Origin of the sequence: Fibrobacter sp. UBA7003 (assembly GCA_002449765.1) — a bacterium.
In the GTDB taxonomy this organism is placed as follows: domain Bacteria; phylum Fibrobacterota; class Fibrobacteria; order Fibrobacterales; family Fibrobacteraceae; genus Fibrobacter.
Window position 1 is genome coordinate 137,485 of sequence record DJXN01000014.1, and the last position, 21,913, is coordinate 159,397.

The 21,913-nt window shown below is 53.3% G+C and carries 19 protein-coding genes; 1 reads left to right on the forward strand and 18 read right to left on the reverse strand.

Translation table 11 applies throughout. The annotated features are described in order from the left end of the window. Window positions 1–62: 62 nt before the first annotated feature. The 15 genes from B2952_RS11420 to tyrS form a co-directional block, all read right to left on the reverse strand. Window positions 63–1,085: a rod shape-determining protein gene (locus B2952_RS11420; RefSeq protein WP_173365562.1), complete on the reverse strand. Its 1,023-nt coding sequence runs from the start codon at window positions 1,083–1,085 to the stop codon at window positions 63–65. Window positions 1,086–1,135: 50 nt separating this feature from the next. Further along, window positions 1,136–1,516 carry a hypothetical protein gene (locus B2952_RS11425; RefSeq protein ID WP_290728454.1) on the reverse strand — a complete coding sequence of 127 codons (381 nt, stop codon included), beginning with the start codon at window positions 1,514–1,516 and terminating at the stop codon, window positions 1,136–1,138. 65 nt (window positions 1,517–1,581) lie between these two features. Next, on the reverse strand, window positions 1,582–2,874 hold the full coding sequence (locus tag B2952_RS11430; RefSeq protein ID WP_173365560.1) for a hypothetical protein: 1,293 nt from the start codon (window positions 2,872–2,874) through the stop codon (window positions 1,582–1,584). Between the two features lie 119 nt (window positions 2,875–2,993). Next, window positions 2,994–3,929, reverse strand: a complete 936-nt coding sequence (locus tag B2952_RS11435; protein ID WP_290726249.1) for an AgmX/PglI C-terminal domain-containing protein — start codon at window positions 3,927–3,929, stop codon at window positions 2,994–2,996. Between the two features lie 3 nt (window positions 3,930–3,932). After that, entirely contained in the window at window positions 3,933–4,481 is a 549-nt protein-coding gene (locus B2952_RS11440; RefSeq protein ID WP_290726247.1) for an ExbD/TolR family protein, read from the reverse strand. Window positions 4,482–4,483: 2 nt separating this feature from the next. After that, complete coding sequence (locus B2952_RS11445; protein WP_290734225.1) at window positions 4,484–5,377, reverse strand: biopolymer transporter ExbD; 894 nt, start codon at window positions 5,375–5,377, stop codon at window positions 4,484–4,486. A 39-nt stretch (window positions 5,378–5,416) separates the two neighbouring features. Next, window positions 5,417–6,037, reverse strand: coding sequence for a MotA/TolQ/ExbB proton channel family protein (locus B2952_RS11450; protein WP_173365556.1), 621 nt, complete (start codon window positions 6,035–6,037; stop codon window positions 5,417–5,419). A 189-nt stretch (window positions 6,038–6,226) separates the two neighbouring features. Next, window positions 6,227–10,075, reverse strand: coding sequence for a tetratricopeptide repeat protein (locus B2952_RS11455; protein ID WP_290726243.1), 3,849 nt, complete (start codon window positions 10,073–10,075; stop codon window positions 6,227–6,229). Between the two features lie 46 nt (window positions 10,076–10,121). Further along, window positions 10,122–12,368 carry a tetratricopeptide repeat protein gene (locus B2952_RS11460; RefSeq protein WP_173381877.1) on the reverse strand — a complete coding sequence of 749 codons (2,247 nt, stop codon included), beginning with the start codon at window positions 12,366–12,368 and terminating at the stop codon, window positions 10,122–10,124. Window positions 12,369–12,379: 11 nt separating this feature from the next. Next, a complete protein-coding gene (locus B2952_RS11465) occupies window positions 12,380–13,897 on the reverse strand; it encodes an OmpA family protein (RefSeq protein ID WP_290726240.1) in 1,518 nt (505 codons plus the stop codon). 185 nt (window positions 13,898–14,082) lie between these two features. After that, window positions 14,083–14,283 (reverse strand): hypothetical protein, encoded by a 201-nt coding sequence (locus B2952_RS11470; protein ID WP_173366609.1) that lies wholly within the window; start codon window positions 14,281–14,283, stop codon window positions 14,083–14,085. A gap of 126 nt (window positions 14,284–14,409) precedes the next feature. Then, complete coding sequence (locus tag B2952_RS11475) at window positions 14,410–15,225, reverse strand: 1,4-dihydroxy-6-naphthoate synthase (RefSeq protein ID WP_290734223.1); 816 nt, start codon at window positions 15,223–15,225, stop codon at window positions 14,410–14,412. 47 nt (window positions 15,226–15,272) lie between these two features. After that, window positions 15,273–15,920 (reverse strand): futalosine hydrolase, encoded by a 648-nt coding sequence (mqnB, locus tag B2952_RS11480; RefSeq protein ID WP_173381880.1) that lies wholly within the window; start codon window positions 15,918–15,920, stop codon window positions 15,273–15,275. 11 nt (window positions 15,921–15,931) lie between these two features. Next, window positions 15,932–16,888, reverse strand: coding sequence for a 1-phosphofructokinase family hexose kinase (locus B2952_RS11485; RefSeq protein ID WP_173381881.1), 957 nt, complete (start codon window positions 16,886–16,888; stop codon window positions 15,932–15,934). A gap of 8 nt (window positions 16,889–16,896) precedes the next feature. Then, window positions 16,897–18,114, reverse strand: coding sequence for a tyrosine--tRNA ligase (gene tyrS / locus B2952_RS11490; RefSeq protein WP_290734221.1), 1,218 nt, complete (start codon window positions 18,112–18,114; stop codon window positions 16,897–16,899). 250 nt (window positions 18,115–18,364) lie between these two features. Here tyrS and B2952_RS11495 point away from each other — a divergent pair, with 250 nt between their 5' ends. Next, window positions 18,365–18,991, forward strand: a complete 627-nt coding sequence (locus B2952_RS11495) for an outer membrane beta-barrel protein (RefSeq protein ID WP_173382856.1) — start codon at window positions 18,365–18,367, stop codon at window positions 18,989–18,991. Window positions 18,992–19,008: 17 nt separating this feature from the next. Here the strand turns inward: B2952_RS11495 and B2952_RS11500 are convergent, their stop codons facing one another. Genes B2952_RS11500 through B2952_RS11510 form a run of 3 tightly spaced genes read right to left on the reverse strand, consistent with a single transcriptional unit; the run spans window position 19,009 to window position 21,886 of the window. Then, window positions 19,009–20,538 (reverse strand): sigma-54 interaction domain-containing protein, encoded by a 1,530-nt coding sequence (locus tag B2952_RS11500; RefSeq protein ID WP_290734219.1) that lies wholly within the window; start codon window positions 20,536–20,538, stop codon window positions 19,009–19,011. A gap of 12 nt (window positions 20,539–20,550) precedes the next feature. Then, on the reverse strand, window positions 20,551–21,279 hold the full coding sequence (locus B2952_RS11505) for a hypothetical protein (protein WP_290734217.1): 729 nt from the start codon (window positions 21,277–21,279) through the stop codon (window positions 20,551–20,553). 49 nt (window positions 21,280–21,328) lie between these two features. After that, window positions 21,329–21,886, reverse strand: coding sequence for a phospholipase D family protein (locus tag B2952_RS11510; protein WP_173382859.1), 558 nt, complete (start codon window positions 21,884–21,886; stop codon window positions 21,329–21,331). Between the last annotated feature and the right edge of the window lie 27 nt (window positions 21,887–21,913).

Sequence of the window (21,913 nt, forward strand, 5' to 3'; positions counted from 1 at the left end):
CTGGGTAAAAAGTTCGACTATAAAGCGGAAAGCCCTGAGCATCGGACCCGACAATCACCCCGCTAGTTGGAAGATGCAATCAGCACCGGGCGGTACTTGTCCAAATCCTCGAGGATGCGGGCAGCGCCCTTGCAGACGCACACCAGGGCTTCATCGATCACGTTCACGGAGAGTCCCGTTTCCTTGCGGATTCGTTCGTCAAAGCCGCGCAGCTGGGATCCGCCACCCGTCATGATGATGCCCTTGTCGTAGATATCCGCAGAAAGTTCGGCAGGCGTAATGCTCAAAGCCTGCTTCACGGCTTCGATAATGGCCGTAACGGGCTCGTTCAAGGCCTCGCGGATTTCCGTGCTCGAAATCGTCATCGTACGCGGCATACCGGCGATAAAGTCGTGGCCCTTGACTTCCATCGAAAGTTCCTCTTCAAGCGGGCTTGCAGAACCGATCTGGATCTTGATCTGTTCGGCAGTGCTCTCGCCCACATGGAGGTTGTACATGGTGCGCAGGTAGCGGACAATCGCCTCGTCCATCTCGTCACCGCCCACACGCACGGATGCGTTGCAAACCGTGCCGTTCAGTGCGATAACCGCGATATCGGAAGTTCCACCGCCAATATCCACAATCATGTTTCCCACAGGGTCTTCCACCGGGATGCCCATACCGACAGCTGCAGCCATCGGTTCATGCACCAGGTGAACTTCCTTTGCACCCGCCTGCTTCGCAGCATCGATCACGGCGCGCTTTTCCACTTCGGTGATACCGCTCGGCACACCGACCACCACACGGGGTTTTACCATCCACAGCGGGTACTTCTGCACGCGCTTGATGAATGTCTGGAGCAAGGTTTCCACCAGTTCAAAATCCGCAATCACGCCATCGCGCATGGGGCGCACGGCGCGCGTCTCACCCGGGGTCCTGCCGAGCATCTTTTTCGCTTCGAAACCAATCGCCGACACGCGATTGTTCTTGCTGTCCACGGCAATCACCGTGGGTTCGTTAATGACAATGCCCTGGCCTGCCACGTGAACGAGCGTGTTCGCCGTACCCAGGTCGATACCGATATCACAGGAGAAGAGTCCGAACAAAATATGGTCCTTTGAAAAGGTGAATCCTTACAAGCGAAAATATAAAACTTTTATTTCTGCTTTTCCTTGCGATCCAAGGAATCCTGCCCGAATTTAAGCGCCTTGTAATAGCGGTCCCACTGCCTAGCATGGGCGTCGTAGCGGTACTTGCGCTTCTCGTGCATCTGGATGTCCTGATAAATGAAGAAGTCCACCTCGGCATATGCCGAATAGATAGCGGCCGTGTCACCCTGGAAAAGCCTAAAATCCTTGATGCGATAATAAGGGGTATCCAAGATGCCGCTCCTATCTCCAGAAGCATGGATTGTCTGTGCGACGATGAACTTCAAGTCTTCCTGCACATAGGTGTTTAATTTGTTCTCAATGCGGTCGGTCCGTTCGGAACAGCCGACAAGGAGCAAGGCGACCAAAAGGTATATGACTCTTTTCATGTCCTAAAAATAAAAAGAAACGCCCTCCAAAAGAGGGCGTTCCTCAATAGCTTGTCCGTTCTCGACTAGAAGGAGTAAGTCGCAGAAATTCTGGAGAAGATGCGGCCTTCGCCCTGGAACGGGTTCCTGAAGAGGAGGTCTTCGGCAACCGTCACGTCGATCTTCAGCTTCTCTTCGATGTTGATACCGAAGCCAAAGCCCACGTGGTCGTCGGCAGTGCCATCAGCAAGCGGGTTCGTGCTGAAGAAGTTGCCGTCGTCGTTGCAGACGCCGTTCTTGCCCTTGTTCTTGTCGTGCTGGTCGCAGCTCGTGTAGAGGATGGACTTCTGGCCGCCCACGCGAATCACGAACCAATCCCACCAGATGTTACGTTCGATACCGAAGCTGATCATGCCGCCGATGTCACGGCGCTTGTCCCAAGCCGGATCGTCGTTGTTCTGGGAGTTGTAGGTAGATTCACCCGTTGCGTAGTTGTAGGTCCAGTCGTGAGCCTTCAGCTGATCCCAGATGAAGTCGGCGCCCAACCAGAAGAAACCACGGTCGAGGGCGACATTGATACCGACACCGACCTGCGCATGCTTGTTGTCGATGCCCGGGGCCTCGATGAAATTCGCGGAGAGGGCCGGAACGAGTTCGCCGTCAATCGCTTCGAGAGTGAAGAATGCACGGGACTTGACGAGGAAGCTAAAGTCGCCGTCATCGAAGAAGTTCTTGTGGTCCGGACCGAACTGGATTCGGGCAAGAGCGAAGGAGAACTCGAAATCGATGTTGCCACCGAACTGCATATTCAAGCCTGCGTCGGCCTGCACGATGGAAGCGTAGGCGTTGTCATCGACCTGGTAGAGGCCGCTCGGGGTCTCAGTACCGCCATCCTGATGCGCGATGTAAACGTGCAAGCCCCAGGCGTCTCCGCTAGAAAGCGTACCACCGAGGAAGCCATCGAAGTTCGTCACCGTTTCAGGGACCCTGGAAATCACGCGGGCATTCTCGCCAATCACGTATGTCGGCAAGAAGCGAGCGAGTTCATTATTGATTCGTCCGAAGAGACCGCCGATGGAGAGACGCGGATCCGGATTATTCTCGTCACCGAGGGAGAGCGAGAAGATGCCGCCGAAGTTCGGGAACATCGGGTCCTGGTTCGTACCGGCAGGGACATCCTGCGTGTAAGGACCGAATTCACCGATCAAGTAATTCGGGTAGAGATTGATGTTTGCAGGGTTGTCAAAAATGCTCACATCATCCATGATGTACGTGGTATTTTTGCCCATGGATTCGATACGGGCGAAGGTTGCAAAAGCAGAACCGACCCCGAGAATGCCAAAAGCTGTTCCAACGGCAATTGCAGATCTCAACTTCATTTGAGGACTCCTATTAAAAATTCTAGTATAAAGTTAGATTAAAATAATCAAAAACGCAATAGAAAAATAAAAAAAGACCAAGCTTTTTGGGCTTGGTCCTTTTTTCAGCCAAATACGGATTATTCGGTGAAGGTAAACGGAATCGTCACAGTCGTGTTACCAGACTTGACCTTGCTGAACGTCCACCTACTGACAGCGCTCTTGACCTGAGCATCAAATTCGCCGTAACCGGTGGTGGAAGACACAATGGAAATACTGATAACTTCGCCACCCGGAGCGATCGTGAACTTCAAGGTAACCTTACCCTGGAATCCCGGTTTCTTCTTCAGGAACTTGTTATAGATGTGACGCAGACCCGGAGTACGCTGGCGCACGACCTTCATGATGTCCGCAGCGGAACGGGATCCGCCACCGGCACCCATGTCGATATCACGAGCAGACGGGGTCTTGATGTTACCCTTGGCCTTAGTAGCGATACCGCCACCGCCGCCACCGAAGAGGCCTGCAAGGCCGTCGCCGATACCACCGGCGCCACCTTCGGCATAACCTTCGTTGAAGCCGCCATCAGCCTTACCGCGACGACCACCGAGAACGGTCTTACCCGTCGTCTGGAGGCCAGCCACGTCCTTAAGAACCTTGTCGATGTCCTTGGTGAACTTCTGGTTCTTCATGAGGTCGTAAGCAGCAGCACTGGCAGTCTTGGTCTGGGCAGTAAGGAGCTTGAGCACGCCGCGAGTCTGCGGAGCGTTCGGCTGGCCCTTACCACGCGGCTTACCACCGCCACCGGCCTTCTTACGAGGCTTCTTGGGTTCTTCCTTCTTCTTCTCTTCCTTCTTTTCTTCCTTCTTCTCGTCCATGGACATAGAAGCAGTCAGGTCCGGACCTTCCGAAGTGTCGAAGATAACTTCATCGACGACCGCTTCGTACATGGAAGCCCAGAAAGAAAGGGCGAGAGCGACAAGCACGGAACCGCCAGCAATGGCGCCCATCTTCTTGTCGGATTCCGGCATCAAAGATGCAACTAACGGATCTACAGGAGTATTTTTCTTAGCCATAGATTATTCCTCCCCTCCGTTCTTTTCCATAACAGCAAAGGAAACGTTCGTATAGCCACTCATCTTCTCGTAACCGGCTTCGCCTTCGGAAGAGGTGCAGGACGGCACACCGGCGATACCGCAGGTAGCCATCACCTTATACATCACGTTGTAAGGGATGTTCTTGTCAATCTGGACAACCACGCTTCCGGCTTCGTCGGCGGGCTGGCCCTGACGCAAGCGCTGATCCACTTCAGCTTTGCGCTTCTGGTAGAGTGTTGAGAGCACAGGCTGAACACAAAGGTCTTCCTGTTCGTTCACGTCCGAAGTTGCCACAACCTTTTCATTATCGACCACGACATTGTTCGCATCGATAACGATGGTCAAGGAAACTTCAGTCGGCTGGAGCTTGGACGTGGAAATCGGAAGAATCAGGTTCTCGGCCTGGGTCAAAAGCTGACCTTCAGCGTCCATGTTCTTGATCATGAACACCAGGATGATGGTCATCATGTCCATCATCGAGGTAATCGAGAACGGGACGTCGTCTGCGTATTTACGAGTTCTTCTAGCCATGATTAACCTCCCAAGAGCGCAAGGTTGATCTTGCTGAAGCCCGCTTCCTTAGAACGGTCCATGAGCTGGATGATCTTGTCGAACTGCGTATCGTAGTTAGCCACGATAATGATGTTGTCGACGTCTTCCAGGTCAATGAACTGCGTATGGATTGCGATCAGATCCTTAGCGATCAGGTCGTAAGCCGAGAGCGGGTAGATGAGATTCTTAGCCGCAACATCAGGTTTCAGCTGACGTGCAGAGTTCGGGGTAAGGGTCGCAAGGGCTGTTCCGGCAGCAGGCTTCTTCAAAGCCGGCGGAGGAGTGAGCCCCATGGGGCCTTCGCCCGGAAGCGAGAGGAAGTCGTTGTTGCCGTTGACATAGGCACTGTCGGCGATCGGTTCTTCGGCCGTTCCGCCGTTCGTGTAGAGAGCCCACATCACGCGGCCCGGATCTTCTTCGGATTCCTTGTGAATAGCCCAAAGTTCGATAGCTTCGATTTCATAGAGATACTTCTCTTTATCCATCTCGCTACCATCCTTGCATTTCGGGCCATGCCCACTTTCTACCGCAGCCTTGACATCTTCAACGGCATGCGTAATCAGCTTGGCATCGGACTTGCAGCGGAACGTCCACATTTCCTTGAAATAGACGTTCGGCTGGAAACCGCCACGGGCACCAATCACGAGATAATCGTTCGTGATGCCGAGCGACAGGTTCAAAGCCTGCTGGTCAGGTTCTGGCTGTTCGTCAGAGTTGGTCATCATACTGCGTTCGGGCAGGTTGACCTGGACAATAGCCAGCTTAGAGAAAGCAGCCATGGACAAAAGCATAGGAATCAGGATGGTGAACAAGCCCATCGCCGGCAACAGGTCCGGTTCTTCAGGCTTTGCTGGTTTCTTGACTTCTTTTGCCATGTTTTAAAACTCCATTTAAAAACTAACTCTTATTAGTGATTAGCAAAGGGAGTTGATAATCTTGAGGCCCTTTTCTTCCATTTCCTGGATAAGGCGTTCAGAGTTCATGTTGAGGAAGCCCACAATGACCAGGAGAGGCACTGCGGAGAGAAGTCCTTCAAGCGTCGTACCCATAGCGATAGCGATACCGTCGGAAAGAGCCTTGGCACGTTCAGAAGCGGGTTTGTTAGCCACAGCGTCGAATGTGTAGATCAGACCGTAAATCGTACCCATAAGTCCGAGCAACGTGGAGATGGAAGCCATCACGGAAACAAGGCTAATGTAACGAGTCAGACGCGGAGCTTCAGTCAGGAACACTGCATCGCAAGCAGCCTGCATGCCTTCGCGGCCACCGGCACGGTTAGAAACGATCGCAGACATGATACGGGCAACCGGGAGGTTGGTAGCATTGGCGAGGCTCAGAGCCTGGTCGAACTGCTGCGAGCTAATCAGCTTACCGAAATCAGCGAGGAACTTGGCGCGGCCCTTGGAGCTCTTCACCATGATGTAGATGATACGTTCGATGGAGATGCCGAGACCGATGATGAACACAGCCAGGATGATCCACATGAACTGCCAACCATCGGATTCAGGGCTGAAGGATTGAAGCATTTTAGACATTAGAGTACTCCTTTAGAGTGTTGTTTGTTGTTTTTGTTTTTTGAAATCTTTGTTCATATTTATTTTTTTTAGAGCAATTTAGGAGGGTAAAACGGGTAAAATTATATTTACTACCATTTCACCCCCTAAAAAACCCAAATAATAGGGGGGAACCCATGAACGAGGTCCCCCGTAAAATAGATTTTACCGCTATTTTTTCTTACCCTTCTTCTTACCACCCTTCTTCTTGGCGGGAGCAGCGGGAGCTGCTTCCGGTTCCGGTTCGGGTTCAGACATCGAAGGTTCGGGTTCAGAAGCCGGTGCGGAAACGCCCGAAGCAATCTGCTTCTGGAGGTCGGCGAGTTCAGCACGGAGCTTTTCGGCCTCAGCCTTCGCATCCTTGATGATTTCGCGGAAAGTGTTGATCCTTTCTTCCGGAGTCATGACTTCGGACTTCGAAATCTGTTCGATACGAGCCTTAGTCTTGAAGTACGCCGGGTCAGAGAACAGCGTAGACGGGTCGAATTTCTCGATCTTTGTTGCAAGAACCTCGTTAGCCTCGTCCAAACTGCGCAGGGTTTCGAACAACTTTGCAGTCCACTGGTTGTCGATACCGTAGTGGGCGGAAGCCTTGATACCCGTAGCGCACTGCGGAATAGCGAGCTGCTTGGAAGCGTCGGACTTGTTGGCCAATTCCTCACGGTAGGCCTCCTGGTCTTCGTGCACGGCTTCCATAGCGTCTTCCTTGGTCATGCCTTCTTCCGCAACGTAGTAAGCAACAATCTGCGCACTATCCGGAAGAGGTGCATTCGCGAAGGCGTCAGCCACTTCGACGAACACGGCACAACCCTGGTAGAACATCTCGATATAGCCTTCTTCGGCCTCGATCACGTCCTTGTTGTAGAAGCCCTGGTCGCGGGCAAGGTCGATGTTCTTCTGGAAGATCGGACGGGCCTGTTCGTAGTAGCTCGGCAGCTGCTGCACGATAGTAATACGTTCGGCAAACTTTTCGTCTTCCTTCTTAGCATTCATTTCCTGTTCACGAATCTTGGCGGCCATGGTCACGAAGAGCATACCCATCTTATTGGTAGAACGGAAGGTCCACTTTTCAGATGCGTAGGCCGCAGACTTGGAGTAGTGGCCCATCGCCTTCTGGAGGATTTCGACCAACTGCTTAACGATCTTCGCCTTATCCTTTTCCTTACCCTTCAGCACGATCGGGTCCATCTTGTGGAACTCGTGTTCGCCCATGTAGAAGGCGGCTTCGGCCGGGACGCCCGGGTCAGCGTTCTTGATCTGGAGACCGAACTTGTCGTAGTTCTTGAGGGTCTGTTCGTAGTCGGCAATAGCCTTGTCTTCTTCCTTGAGTTCCATGTAGGCACGGGCTGCACCGATGTAAGCGGCAATCAGCTTTTCCTTGTCTTCCTGGTACATCTTGATGAAGTTATGGTATTCGGAAGCGGCGAGATCCCACTTCTTAGCATTCGCGTAGGCCATCGGGATGGAGAACGCAGCATCGAGAGCGTAGGTGCTCTTCGGATAATCACGCACGAGATCCTTGGAGCAGCGGATAGCCTCGTCGGTCATCTTCGCTTCGTCGTAGCTCAAGCAGGCACTGTAGAGGAAGCTCGGTGTCTTCTCGTTCTTCGGGTAGCGCTTGTAGGCTAGTTCATAAGTGACAGCGGCATTCTTCTTATCCGGGATGGAATCATACACGGCAGCAGCAAAGCCGATAGCCTGGAAGGCCATGGAATCCTGCGGGAAGTTGTTCGTGATGAAGAGGAACGTCGTTGCGGCAAGCTGCGGCTTGTTATCCTTCTTGTAGGCGGAAGCGGCACGGAGCACACCCTTGATAGTCAAGGGAGAGCCGGCATACTGCTTAGGCAAAATCATGAAGGTTTCTGCAGCCTTGGTGTACTGGTTTGCACTTTCGTATGCGGCAGCGGCTTCGAAGATGGCCTTGTCGGCAATTTCGACCTTCGGGTAGCGCTTCACGAGAGCAAGGTAAGCGTTAGCGCCTTTCTCGTACTGGCCTTCCTTCACGGACTTTTCTGCCATCTGGTAGAGCACGAATGCAATAGCCTTCTCGGTTTCCTTGGCCATCGAGTCGTTCTTGGTGGCCTTCACCTGCGTGTACTGCTTCAACAGCCATTCGAATTCCTTAAGGGCTTCGTCAAGCTGGTTGGATTCCAGGAGGGACTTGGCAAGCATCTGGCTGATGAGCAGGATGTACTGGTGGTTCGGATACTTCGTACGAAGTTCACGGAGAACGTTGACCGCAACAGAGAACTGCTTTGCATTGTAATGGACGAGAGCAGCGTTGTAGGCAAGTTCAGCAGCTTCCTTGTTCTGGCCGAACTTCTGCATGTACTTGTCCACCTGGGCGAAGTACGCCTTCGTTTCGGGGAGGCTGTAAGCCTTGACCGTATCGCCCTGAGCCTTGGTCTTCAAGGCCTCTTCGCGAGCCTGGTCCATCATAAGAACGGCGTTGTACGCAGCTTCTTCCTTCTTCAGGAGCGCTGCAGAACCGAGTGCGCGGCGACCATAGCGAGTCGTATCGGTATCGACGATCCAGTTGAACATCTTGGCGGCGTTCGCATGCTGGCCCATTTCCTGGTAGGCGGCAGCGAGGTCGATATGCACGGTGTATTCATCCCACGTCGGCTCGTTCTTGTAACGGGTCAAGAATGCTTCGTAAGCCTTGATAGCTTCTGCATAGCGCTTCTTACCGCCCTCGATATCACCTTCCTTGGTGATTTTCGCGGCCTGCTGGTGATGGTAGTGCGGAATTTCGAGCATAGCGCCACGGATGGCCTTGTCGGCGTTCGCGACGGATTCCTTATACTTGGTGTTCTTCTTGCGCCAAGAGGAATTCTTGTCGTAGCGCTTCACCACAACGTAACGGTACTGCTGGGCTTCGTCGAACTTCTGCTGCACGAGCAAGATTTCGATCATGGCAATATCGGCAAGCGGAGCATCGATGTAGTCCGGGTTGATCTGCATCAAGCGCTTGAAGGACTGGACCGCTTCTTCGTTACGGTCATGATCCTTGTTCTTCATACCGATGCGGTAGTACACGGAATCCTTGAACGGAACCTTCTTGTCCTTGAGGAAGGATTCGGCCTCGGCGACACCACCACCTTCCAAGTCAGAGAAGGAGGCCGCCATGAAGTCCATAGCTTCGGCGCGGAGGTCGTTAGGATATTTACCCTTGTCGGCACCGATGATGTATTCGTAGTACTTGTAAGCAGCAGTTTCGTATTCGGCAATATTGTAGTAGGATTCAGCCAAGTGGTACATGGCGAGGGCCGCTTCCTTACCGGTGAGGTTCTCGAAGCCAGTCACCTTCTTGTAGGCGGCGATAGCGTCCTTGAACTTGCGGTTCATGAAGTGGTATTCAGCGATACGGAGCCAAGCCTTCGGCACGAGACCGTCGTTCGGGAAGTTCTTGACGAGGCGTTCACGAAGCTTGAAAGCCTTCGCGTCTTCGCCACTCGCTTCCTGCACGGCAGCTGCCTGGTAGAGCACCACCGGAATCTTCGGGGCCTTCGGGTACTTGTCGATGTACTCGAGGAAGTATCCCAGAGCCTTCTGGTGATCGGCCTTCGGATACTGGCTGATGTTGGCGCACTTGGCCGGCTTGTTATCGCGGTCGGCACACCAGGCAACATCTTCTTCGTACTGGGCCTGGATGTCCAAGAACTGCTTTTCTTCGAGCATGAACTGGTAGTGACCCAGTTGCTGGAGGGCGCCTGCACAGCGGTCAGAAAGCTTGCCCTTACAGGTTTCGCCCTTGGCAAGCTTTTCCCACTGGGCAATAGCCTTTTTCATACCCTCTTCGTCGAGACCACCAGAACGGCAAGCCTGTTCAGCCTGGTTCTTGATGACCTTATAGGAATTGGCGCACTGTTCATAACCAGATTTGCCCTTTCCGATGGACTTGCACTTGGCAAGCATTTTTTTCGCTTCGCTAGTCTTTTCCTTGCAAGGATCCGATGCGGCAAAGGAAGTTCCAATAAAGGAGCACACAACTGCCGCGACAAGAATGATTTTTTTCATCGTTCTCTATCCACCTATATATTCATAAAAAAGGGGAGGCCCCGGATTACTCCAGGTCCTCCAATTCTTCAAGTTCCTGAGCAGCTTCGGACGAAGTTTCACCCTGACCCATCTTGGTCCTCACAGTAGCGAGAGTGAAGCCGGCGTCTTCGAGGATGCGCTTACGGTTAGATTCGAAGCGGTCACTCTGAAGAGCTCTTTGGGTAAATGCTGCATAATCTTCGATAGCCTGGTTCGCCTTGTCGAAAGTCGGACGCAGGGCTTCGCGCTTGCTCTGCACACGCGGAGTCGGCAACTGGCGGGCAAGGTCAAGAGCCTGGACCTGCACGGAGTCGAACTCACCCTGCATGGCATCGTAGGCCTGGCGGGCGCTGTCGCGGGATGCAACAGAGACTGCGGGCTTTTCGGTCTTCTTTTCGGCCTGTTCGAGAGAAGCGGCGGCCTTCTTGTATTCCTTCTTCATGAAGTAGCAGTAACCCTGAACGAGGTAAGCTTCGGACACGAGGAAGGATTCCGGAAGGTTAGAGATGATCCACTGAGCCGGCTTCATCGCTTCATCGGGCTTGTTCACCTTGAGGAAGGACCATGCAATGCCGAGCATCGCTTCGTCATACACCGGGGATCCGGCCTGCACCTGTCCGTACATCTGAGCGGCGGCGGCAATGTCAGCCTTTTCGCCAGAGAAGTAGATGTGGCCGAGCTTCACACGGGCGGCATCCTGCAAATCCTGTTCGGACTGGTTGGAGTACTGCTGCTCGGTAATGTCGCGGAAGCAGTTTTCAGCTTCTTCCCACTTGCCGAGACGGCTGTAGGCGATACCCATGGTGTAACGGGCGTAGAAGTAGTTCGCGTTACCCGGAAGGATGGCGGCGAGCAGGTCAACAGATTCCTGGTAGAGACCCTGTTCGAACTTGATCTGGCCGGCAATGTAGTCAGCGTCAGCCTTCACGTCGCTTTCACCGAACTTCTGGGCGATGTTCTGGTACTTGGCCATGGCTTCGGTATACTTGCCTTCCTTGTAGTCGATGTTCATCAACTGGAAGTGGTACTTGGCCTTCTGGTCACTCTGCGGATAGCGCTTGATAGCGTCTTCGTACACGGACTTTGCAGCCTTGTGCATACGGAGGTTTTCGAAGGACTTCGCCTTGTAGAACGCAGCCTGGTCCACCAAGTGGAATGCCGGGTACTTGGTCTGAACCTTACCGAAAGCATAAGCGGCTTCGAGGAACTGACGGTTCAAGTACAGACGCATTGCAGCGCGGTAGTCGTTTTCAGGCTCGATCTTCAAGCGACGGTAACGTTCTTCACCGATTTTCTCTTCACGGGTATCACCGAAGCGAGAAGTAATCTTCACGGCCCAGATGAAGCCACGGTTCTTCTTGGCATAGAGGTCGTCGTGCGACATTTCGAGGTCAAGAGAGAGGTAACGGAAGATGCTCACGTCCTTGACATTCACCGTTGCTCCAGCGACGAAGTAGCCTTCCTTGGTGAAGCGGCCACGCACGCCCAAGTGCGGAGAGAGGTAATAGGTCAAGGTGAAGCTTGTTTCGAGGTTGAAGCCTTCACCACCTTCCGCGTCGTTGTGGAAGATATCGATGAAGGAGAATTCGATCTTCGCTTCGAGGCTCCTGTTGAGGCCACGATAGAAGAGGGAGACGTTCAGGTTGGCCGGGATGATGTAGGCATCATCGCGGTCGGCACCGAAGAATCCCGGAGTAACGAACGAGAATCCGCCGTCACCGTTCTCGGTGCTAACACCCGGCTGAACGACATTCTGCAAGGCAACACCGATAAGGAGGTAGCCAAGCTTCGAAGAAGCAAGCGGGTTAAAGCTGACACCGACATCGGTACCGACAGTCAACTGCTTCACATCATCGAACTGGTTGATATAGAGCACGGAGAGGTCGACACCCAAGGAGACGAGCTGGAACAAGTTGTAGGCGTAGCCGAACATGAAGGCATATTCGCCATAGGACTTGCCTCCGTCAATGGATGCACCGTTCTCGAAGAAGGAGAAACCGAGCGTATGCTTGTAATCCATCGGGAAAGTCAAGCTCACGTATTCCTGGCTCGCTTCACCGCTGATGGAACTGAAGAAAGCCGCACTGAATTCGAGCTGGTCAGTTTCCGCAATGCTTGCCGGGTTCACGTACATGGACGTGTTGCCGCCGAATTCGGCGAACCAGTCGTTCTGCTGATACTTGTGTGGAGCGTAGGTGGCTTCTGCAAACAGAGAGCTCGCAGCCACAGTAAGTCCGAGGACTGACGTTTTGATGAAACTAGTATGCATCATCACCTACTCCTTTACTTGATATCCGTGCGGATGAACTCGATACGACGGTTCTGCGCACGCCCTTCAGGGGTTTTGTTGGAGGCCACCGGCTTGGCATCGCCCATACCTTCGGTCTCAATTCGACTTTCGGAAATGCCGTTTTCAACGAGGAAGTTCTTCACGGCAGCGGCGCGGTCTGCAGAAAGCTGTTTGTTCTTATCCTTGGAACCAACGTTGTCTGTATGGCCGACAATCTTGAATGTAGCTTCGGTAAAGGTTTCCATGATGTCCACCACCTTCATGAGGGAGATGTGGGAATCAGGAGTAATAGTAGCCTTGCCGGATTCGAAGTTCACGCCTTCGAGAACGAACACCTTCTTGGGCGGCTGCGGGACTTCATCCGGGCATCCGTCTTCATCCTTATAGCTGTTCGTAGTTTCAGCCTGTTCGGGGCAGAGGTCAACGCCCTTGCACACATGAGCAAAGTTGGGGAGCAAGCCCTTGGCTTCGACCCACGGATCGCAGAGACCGTCGCGGTCGTTGTCCGCATCCGGGCAGCCGTCGTCATCCTGGTAACCGTCGAAGTCTTCAGCTTCTTCGGGGCAGTTGTCGACGCCCGTGCAGACACTTGCGTATTTATCCGTAACGCCATCTTCGGAAACCCACGGATCGCAGAGGCCATCGGCATCGGTATCCGGGTTACGAGTTTCCTCGACCTGTTCTTCTTCCTTCACGACCTCGACCGTAGTAAGACCGATATCCAGTTTGCCCTTGCCGCGCTTCAGCATCGGCGAGGTGGACTGGCAGTAGTAGTTCGGCTTCGAAGCGGAGTGGTTCATGAACTTCGGATCGAGCGAAACGTTCGTGCGGTTCACCTTGATGAACTGGTTGAACGGGTAGTAGTTCTTGTAGATGTTGTTGTACTCCACCTTCGTCTGGCCGGCGGCCGGGTCGGCGAACACACCGTAGTAGTGGTTTTCCATGAAGATGTTGTTACGGGCAATCACGTTCGTCGGTCCCTTCAGGGCAAGGCCCGAATAGCCGTTGCGGAGCACGACGTTGTGCTCGATGAAGGCGTCGAGGGACTTAGCACCCCAAGCGAGGATGCCGGACCAGCGGTTGCCGAACACCACGTTGTTACGGAGATGCGGGAGCGAAATGAACGCACCGATACCCGTAGCATGGTTGTCCACCACATAGCAGTGGTGAATGTAAGGAGCAGCGTTTTCACAAAGAATACCTTCAAGGCCGTTCCTCACAGTGAAGTGCGACATTTCCGCGCCCGAGGTTCCCATGACAGTCGGACCATTACGGCCACCGTCGATAATAGTTGTCAGCGGATCTTCGCCTTTCAAGACCACACCCATCACCAGAGTGATGTTTTCGTTATAGGTGCCGCGCGCTACCTTGATGGTATCGCCAGCATCGGCGTTGCCGAGAGCATCGCCAATCTTCTGGAATTCGCCAGGCACGTTGATAATCCTTGCCATGGCGGTTCCGGAAAGAAGCAAAGCCCCGGCCGTAATGAAGACCAGTTTCTTTAGGGTCATACTGCTACGTTTCTCCAATCATAGAACACATAAAATCGTTTGTTTTAGGTTTGCCGAATCGACAAATTCAAAAACCCAAGAGGGAATATACCTTCATAACGGGCTTCGGTCAAACGTTTTTTTGCCAAATAGACAAAAAAAAGCCTAAAAATGCGAAGTTAAGCCGTTACGGAAGGCAAGAATCGTCAATTCTCGGGGGGAAGGTTCGACTTTTCCTCCTCCTTCTTCGCGCCCTGGATCGACACGCGGATTTCCTGGCAGGTCTTCTTGATGTCCTGCAGAACCTTGCGCGCACGAGTCCCGGCAGACTTGTTGCCGCGTTCGAACTTTTCGTACTCACGTTTGAAGTTTTCCACTTCGAGATCGAGGTCGTTGACTAAGCTCATAGTTGAACTCCCTAAAAAGATGCTTTTTGGAAAATAAATAAAGTTTTTCGCAAAAATTCGCTATTTTGTAAAAACAATTTTACGTTTACGGATTATTACACGATTTTTTGGCTTGTCAACAGGTTATCAACACCCTGAGGCCGTCCAGAGGCATTCCAAGGCGCGGCGACCGTCCACTCCCACATCCCTGGAGAAGTCGTTGACGAACATCCGAATGTGCGACTCGATGACCTTTTCGTCGGAAATTTGCGCCTTTTCACGGATGAACGGAGTCACAAGCTCAATCCGATTTTGCGCCTCGAGCAGGCTTCGGCGAATTTCGCATTCGACATTCCTTACAACTTCATCTGAAAGCGAGCGGCGAGATACAGCTATTCCAAGCGGAATCGGCGAACCAGTATGCTCTTCCCAGTAAGCACCGAGATCCTGCAGCATGTGAAGTCCGTCACGTTTCCAGGTGAAGCGATGCTCATGAATGGTGACCCCCTGGGCCGCAGACTTGTCTAGCAGCGAGGAATAGACCTCGTTGAAAAGGGCGTAACGCACCTGCGGTGCACACACGCCAGGACGGCCAGACTTGTCGCCATATTCGCGCGAAAACCAGAAGCGGAACAGGAGCGCGGCCGTCGTATTTGCTCCGGGAAGGACAGTTTCCTGTGCAGGGTCGAAGGTGCTGGAGCCCGAAGAGAGCAGGAGCGGGCCACAGCCATACCCGATGGCGCCACCGCACCCGAGGCACACGTAGCGGTCACGAATCTTCGGATAGACCTGTGCGCTCACCTTCGCCACGTCGAGTTCGCCGCGCAACACCATCTCGTTCAGGGTCTGCACATCGGCAAAATGCACGTCCCATTCAAAGGGGGACTTTTCGAGACCACGGACGAGTGCTTCGTAGATGTAGGTGTCGTTGGGACAGGTGGAGATGCCGAGGGAAAGACGCATGGTTAATGGATGATTGATGATAGATGAAGGGAGGTGCGGGAGGCGGGTTAAAGGTTATCCAAGACCTGCTCCTTGAGGGCTTTCAGCGCCTCGGGGATACGCCAGGCGGAAGTGTCACGGTCGGTAGCGATGTTGCTCACGGCACGGAACTGATAGCCACTCACGCCAAAACGCTTGCATACGGCAAAGCAGGCGGCCCCCTCCATGGTCTCAACATCGGCATCGAAAAGCGCGGAGCGGCGGGAAGCGAGGTAGGCAGTGCCCGTGCAGCAGTTGACGGTGACGCCCGAAACGGAACGGACCGTCGCAAGGGGAAGCGTCAAGAACCGCGGAGAATCTCCCCTATAGGAAACGGTCGCACCGGAAACATCTCCCCAGGGAACAAAATGCCCTTCTCGCGTTTGAACTCCGATATCACCCACGATTTCGGAATCGACGCGGACCACCTCGCCCACCCCGATACCGCGGCCCGGATACGCACCGCAAACACCCACCTGGACAACTCGGTCATACTTGCCCTGGGAAAGGAACTGAGCAAGGTTCACGGAAAAATCAAGAAGGCCCACCCCGCAGACGGCCAATTCCAAAGCGCTGTTCAGGGGCTGGGGCGTAGACGACGCCACGACGGCCGAAATCTTCGGGAACAGGGCGCTGAATTCTTGCTTGGATGCAAACGCGACGAGGGTCTTGCTCATGGCAGCCCCCGTTACTCGAGTCTTTCCACTTCGGACTTGAGTTCGCCTTCGAGTTCCGCAATCCTTTCGAGCGAAAGCATCCAGGGTTTTTCGACTTCGCAACGAGCGACGGCTACCGCGGTAGATTTCACGAGGCATTCTTCGAAATCAAGCCCCATGCTGTCGGCATAGAGCCAACCCGCAAAGAAGGAATCGCCGGCCCCTACATTGTTCTGGACCTCGATTGTGGTAGGCTGCAGAATCAGTTCCTGGAACTTCTTCTCCACAAGCCTGAACGCATGGACCGGAGATTCCTCGTCGGTCACCACCAGGTTCTTGATGGGGAGGCGTTCCAGGACGGCTGTCGCCGTCATCTTCCAGAACTGCGGACTAGACATCACCTGCGGAATTCCCAGACGCGAAAGAAGCTTGCAATACTCCTGCAAGTTTATCTTCAGCAATTCGACGCCCTTGGCAAGCCAGGCATCGACATTCTCGATTGCATCGATGTAAATCTTTTTGCCCGCGAAGTCGAGATTATTTATCAGCGTAACATCAAAGCCCTGCGGGAATGTGCCGCACAAAGCCACGCTCTGCGTCGAATTCCAGTACTCGTTGAGACTCTGGATAAAGTCGTCATTCTCGGACGGGGTAATAATCGGGGAAGGTTCAATCAGCTCGGTTGAACTGCCCTCGCTCACGATTGTCGTGCAGATGCGGGTCGGCTCCTTGATCCACACGGGAGCCTGGTTGATTCCGCAAGCCGAAATTTCATCGAAAATGCGCGGGCCGTATTCCGAGCCCAGGAAGTGCATCATCAGCGGAGAACCACCCAGGAGTTGCAGCACGCGTCCACAGTTGATTCCCTTGCCCGAAGCGTATTCCTCGACTTTCGAGACACGATGGACTTCGCCCAGCGTAAATTTGTCCACAAAGAACAGGCGCTGCCAGGCGGGATTGAGACCGAGAATCAACGTTTCCTGAGGCATAATTCTCCCTAGAAATTCACCTTGTAGAATTTGCGCTTGCCCACCTGGACGACAAGATTATCGCCGCCCTTGATTTCAATCTGGGCCTGCGGGTCGGCAAGCTTTTCGCCGGCAACCTTCACGCCGCCGTTCTGGACCATGCGGCGGGCTTCGCCCTTAGAGGCGAAGGCCTTGATTTCTACAAGCAGGTCCAGGGCACCGTAGGTGCCGGGAGCCACGCTGCATTCGGCCGCATCGCTCGGGATAGCGTTACCACTGTGGATTTCGCGTTCCTTCGCGGCTGCAGCTTCGGCAGCTTCGGCACCGTAGTACTGCGTCACGATATCGATGGCGAGGCGATGCTTGGCATCGTTCGGGTTCATCTTGCCTGCGGCAATGTCTGCCATCATCTGCTTGATTTCTGCAAGCGGAATGTTCGTCAGGAGTTCGAACCAGTTCTCGACGATGCTGTCGGCGAGGCTGTAAATCTTGTGGTACATCACGTCGGCGGGTTCGTTGAGGCCCACGTAGTTACCGATGGACTTACTCATCTTGACCTTGCCATCCGTACCGAGCAAAATCGGCATAAAGAGACCAATCTGCGGTTCCATGCCTTCGAAAATCTGGAGGTCACGACCGCGCAACACGTTGAACTTCTGGTCGGTGCCGCCCAATTCCACGTCGCTCTTGATAGCGACGGAATCGTAGCCCTGCATCATCGGGTACATGAATTCGTGCAGGCTAATCGGCGTATTGGCCGTGTAGCGATTGTGAAAGTCTTCGCGTTCAAGCATCTGGGCCACGGTAAACTGACCCATGAGTTCGGTCACCTTGCTGAACGGGAGCTTGGAGAACCATTCGCCGTTGTAGTGGATTTCCACCTGGTCGCGGCGTACGACCTTGAAGAACTGTTCCTGGTATTCCTTCGCGTTCTCGAGCACCTGTTCGTGCGTGAGGCGCGGGCGGGCTTTGTTGCGACCGCTCGGGTCACCAATCTGGGCCGTGTAGTCTCCCACGATGAGCACGACGGTATGACCGAGGTCCTGGAACTGGCGGAGTTTGCGCATCACGACCGTATGGCCGAAGTGCACGTCCGGGGCAGTCGGGTCGACACCCATCTTGATACGGAGCGGGACTCCGGTATCGTAGGACTTCTGGAGTTTCTTTTCGAGTTCTTCCTGCGGCACGACGTCGATGACGCCGCGCATCAAAATATCAAGCTGTTCCTTAACGGGACGAAATTGCATAATGGTTCCTTGTTTTTCGGAGGGAAATATAGAATTAGTGCTTGAAATGAATTGTAAACTCATTCAACACAATGCGGTTCTTTATCGCATTATCGGTCTTTTACCGCACAGAAGACCACAAAAAAACAAGTGCCGACGTCATGTATTCGTAGAACACATACTTTTTTTCAAAAAAACAACAAAAAAAAGCCTTGATTTGGGGCAATAGATAGTTATCTTTATTTTATCCAAAAATAATCTAGGAGAATAAATGAAAAACATTTTTTGTATCGTTGCCATTGCGTCCGCACTCAGCTTCGCAGCATCTGAGCCTAAAACCCATGATGGGTTTTTCCTGAGTTTCGCTTTGGGCATGGGATACCAGGCAATCCATTTCGTTGCCGATGATGGGGATGATCTGCACAGCCTCAGCGAATCCGGAGCCGCCACCGACATCGACGTAAAAATAGGCGGACGAATAGCCAACAACACCCTCCTGCATTTGACCCTTGCTGGAACAACGAAAACAGGAACCGTAGGCGACGACGATTACTACGGCGACGACGACATCAAAGCCAACATGTCCCTTCTCGGCTTGGGGGTCACCTATTATTTTGGCGGTAACTTTTTCGCCACTGGTTCTCTCGGAATAAGCCAGTTCCATGCCAATAGTGACGTGCGGACATTCGAAGCCACTGTTAATGCCAGCGCAAACACTCCTGCGGATGTCAACTCCGGGTTCGGCTTTCAAGTTGGCGGTGGCAAGGAATGGTGGGTCAGTGACAACTGGGGAATCGGAGCATCGGCAGCACTTCTTTTTGGTTTTGCAAATACTGTTTATGATGACAGTGAATCGTCCTTGGGCATAACACTGCGATTAACCGCAACCTGGAACTAAAATTTCCAGCAAAAAATCTATTTTCCAAAACCAGCGAGGTCTATACCGAGCTGGTTTATTTTGTACGTAAGAATGCGCGGAGTCGTGGAAAGACTGCGCGCCGCAGCGGCGACTTTTCCCTTGCTACTCTTGAGGGCATCGCAAATAATATCCTTCTCGTAGGCCTCCACCATGAGTTTCAGATTGCCGTTCACGGGAGTGCCGCTCGTCTCTGCAGTCTGGAGCGTGGTCGGGAAATGGTGCGGGTAGATGACGTCTTCGTCAGCAACGAGGACGGCGCGCTCAATACCATTTTCCAGTTCGCGCACGTTTCCGGGCCACGGGTAACTCATGAGCATGTTGATGGTCGTACGTGCAAGGCGGCGCACGTTCTTGCCCACGATGCGGCAGTAATGCTCCACAAAGTGGTCCGCCAAAAGCACGATGTCCGTCTTACGGTTCCTGAGCGGCGGCACGTAGATCGGGAAGATGTGCAGCTGGTAATAGAGGTCTTCACGGAAGGTTCCCTCTTCGACCATCTGCTGCAGGTTCTTGGTGGTGGCAGCAATCACGCGCACGTTCACCTTTTTAGAGATGCGGGCGCCAATGCGTTCCACTTCGCCGTTCTGCAACAGGCGCAAGAGTTTCACCTGAAGGTTCGGCGAGAGTTCGCCCACTTCGTCGAGGAACAGCGTGCCGCCTTCGGCCTGTTCTACGCGGCCGGGAGTCTCGGCAAATACGCCCACGAGGGCACCACGCACGCTGCCGAACAGTTCGCGGTCCAACACCGATTCCGGCATGGAGGCGCAATGGACGCGGACGAACGGGCCCATGTTGCGGTCGGAGCGATAGTGGATGGCTTCGGCCACGAGACCCTTTCCCGTACCCACCTCGCCCACGACGAGTGCGGGGAGCGGACTGCGAGAAACCTGGTCAATCTGTGCATACACGCGCTGCATTTCGCTGGAGCGACCGATAATGTTGTCGGGCTGGAAACGGTCCTTGAGTTCGAGCGTCAAGCGTTCGTTCTCGGCCTTCAGGAGTTCATTTTCTTCGCGGGCCTCGCGCCGGAGCTTAACCGCCGCCGCAAGCATCTGCGCGATGATTTCAAGCAGGCGGAGCTTTTCGGGAAGTTCGTCTTCGACCGGATTCTGCACGTCGGCACTGAAGGCGCCAATCACCTGGTGCTCCATAATCACAGGCACGCAGAGGAACGCCTTGTCCTCCGTCTTGCCGCGGCCCGTACGGTCGAGGAAGTCCGGATCCTTCGCGACCGAGGGAATGATAATCGGCTTGCCCGTTTCCACGACGCGGCCGGTAATGCCCTCGCCCACCTTATAGCGGCCCTTGCGCGCCTGGCGACTGCTCAAGCCTTCCGCAATTTCGATGGAAATTTCGCCAGTATGGCGATTGTACAAGGTGAGGGTCGCATGCTCCACGCCCATCGTGGATTCCACCACTTCCAAAATCGGATGCGCGACACTCTCGAAATCGAGTGTCTGGTTCAAAATGGAGCTGATCTTGTAGAGCAGCTCCAGTTCCTGGATTTTGGATTGCGAGGAGGACATAGGCAGTACAGATTAATAAAGATGGCGATCAAGCTTGCTTAAATCAGCCTTTTCATCCCATTTTTGGCAGGAACTTTCGTTCACTCGGGCATCGCTAATTTCGCATTCAGCAACCTTTTTGCCCCTTTCGGAATATATGGTCCATATTCCGTTATATCGAACAGCGCCTTCAGTATCATTTAGGAAATCACCTCGGTAATCGGCCATCATTTGACCGTTCTCGTAGTATTGCAGTTCATATTTTTTCTCGACATCCATGTCATAAAGGATCTTATCATCAATCCGATGCATTATCCTCGTGACCCGGCCATTAATATGCCACACATCATAAACGGCTTTTAGCTTGTTTCTCAGAACATCATCTTTTTCGCCACCGTAGTTCACATGCGCCAAGTAAACCGTCGCGTTTTCATCATCGTCGCGTTTCATGGCTGCATCCATTATATAGCCTTTAACCAAATTGAACTTCAGATGCTTCTTATAATCAAAATCGTCTTTTTGAATAAATTCCAACAGAAATTTTCGCACGGCAGGATGCGTCTTTTCTTCAATCTGTTCCAAGCTCATACTGCCGGCACTAACATCATAAATCGTATCGAGTCCGACATTGTTCTTATATGCATCCGAAAGTTCAGGAGCGAACGTTTTTTGTTCCAGCCGGTTCATTCGGAAGAAGAACCCCATGCAGCCCGTCAGCTGGAACACAAGCATGATCAGCATCAGAAAAAACAATTTACGCATAAAGTACTCCTTAATTTTCCTTAAATATACACAAATACATATATGAAATTTACTTAATCCGGTCGCCGCAGAATTCCTGGCGGCCACAGTTTTTGCAGTGCGAGCCCATCCAGAGCGTGTCGAACTGTTCAATCGCGGGCTGCACGAGTTCGGGGTCGTTAGTGAGGATACCCGCCTCGAAGTTGCGGCGCAAGCTGCTCTTCATGCCGATGCCCGCACCCGTCAAGTTCGCGGAACCGATGTAGGCGGTCTCCAAGTCGAAAATCATCATCTTGAAATGCACCCGCGGGCACATGACGCGTTCGAGATCGGTCGCCAAAATCTTGAAGCGGTCAAAGTCCTCGCGGAAGTTCGGGCCGGGCTCCTTCGCGTGAATGAGCCGCACGCCAACGCCACGCTTCAGGAGTGCGGCCAGTTGCCCGAGCAGTGGCATCGATTCGCCGTCCTGCTTCACGTAGACATCCTTGATGTCGGCAGTGCCGATCCACAACGTCTCGCGGACCTTCGCAATCCGCGCGATGACCTCGGAGTAATGTTCCTCGTTCTGGATGTACTTGGTGAATGTGGGCACGGGAGTAAAGATAACCTTCCTCTTGTTTTTTGTCATGCGTTTTTATATATTCCTCATTGTATT

What these genes read in the sequence shown, in the direction of transcription:
- B2952_RS11425 (WP_290728454.1), bottom strand. Translation starts at nt 1,516, where the DNA reads ATGAAAAGAGTCATATACCTTTTGGTCGCCTTGCTCCTTGTCGGCTGT.
- B2952_RS11430 (WP_173365560.1), bottom strand. Translation starts at nt 2,874, where the DNA reads ATGAAGTTGAGATCTGCAATTGCCGTTGGAACAGCTTTTGGCATTCTC.
- B2952_RS11435 (WP_290726249.1), bottom strand. Translation starts at nt 3,929, where the DNA reads ATGGCTAAGAAAAATACTCCTGTAGATCCGTTAGTTGCATCTTTGATG.
- B2952_RS11440 (WP_290726247.1), bottom strand. Translation starts at nt 4,481, where the DNA reads ATGGCTAGAAGAACTCGTAAATACGCAGACGACGTCCCGTTCTCGATT.
- B2952_RS11445 (WP_290734225.1), bottom strand. Translation starts at nt 5,377, where the DNA reads ATGGCAAAAGAAGTCAAGAAACCAGCAAAGCCTGAAGAACCGGACCTG.
- B2952_RS11450 (WP_173365556.1), bottom strand. Translation starts at nt 6,037, where the DNA reads ATGTCTAAAATGCTTCAATCCTTCAGCCCTGAATCCGATGGTTGGCAG.
- B2952_RS11455 (WP_290726243.1), bottom strand. Translation starts at nt 10,075, where the DNA reads ATGAAAAAAATCATTCTTGTCGCGGCAGTTGTGTGCTCCTTTATTGGA.
- B2952_RS11460 (WP_173381877.1), bottom strand. Translation starts at nt 12,368, where the DNA reads ATGATGCATACTAGTTTCATCAAAACGTCAGTCCTCGGACTTACTGTG.
- B2952_RS11465 (WP_290726240.1), bottom strand. Translation starts at nt 13,897, where the DNA reads ATGACCCTAAAGAAACTGGTCTTCATTACGGCCGGGGCTTTGCTTCTT.
- B2952_RS11470 (WP_173366609.1), bottom strand. Translation starts at nt 14,283, where the DNA reads ATGAGCTTAGTCAACGACCTCGATCTCGAAGTGGAAAACTTCAAACGT.
- B2952_RS11475 (WP_290734223.1), bottom strand. Translation starts at nt 15,225, where the DNA reads ATGCGTCTTTCCCTCGGCATCTCCACCTGTCCCAACGACACCTACATC.
- mqnB (WP_173381880.1), bottom strand. Translation starts at nt 15,920, where the DNA reads ATGAGCAAGACCCTCGTCGCGTTTGCATCCAAGCAAGAATTCAGCGCC.
- B2952_RS11485 (WP_173381881.1), bottom strand. Translation starts at nt 16,888, where the DNA reads ATGCCTCAGGAAACGTTGATTCTCGGTCTCAATCCCGCCTGGCAGCGC.
- tyrS (WP_290734221.1), bottom strand. Translation starts at nt 18,114, where the DNA reads ATGCAATTTCGTCCCGTTAAGGAACAGCTTGATATTTTGATGCGCGGC.
- B2952_RS11495 (WP_173382856.1), top strand. Translation starts at nt 18,365, where the DNA reads ATGAAAAACATTTTTTGTATCGTTGCCATTGCGTCCGCACTCAGCTTC.
- B2952_RS11500 (WP_290734219.1), bottom strand. Translation starts at nt 20,538, where the DNA reads ATGTCCTCCTCGCAATCCAAAATCCAGGAACTGGAGCTGCTCTACAAG.
- B2952_RS11505 (WP_290734217.1), bottom strand. Translation starts at nt 21,279, where the DNA reads ATGCGTAAATTGTTTTTTCTGATGCTGATCATGCTTGTGTTCCAGCTG.
- B2952_RS11510 (WP_173382859.1), bottom strand. Translation starts at nt 21,886, where the DNA reads ATGACAAAAAACAAGAGGAAGGTTATCTTTACTCCCGTGCCCACATTC.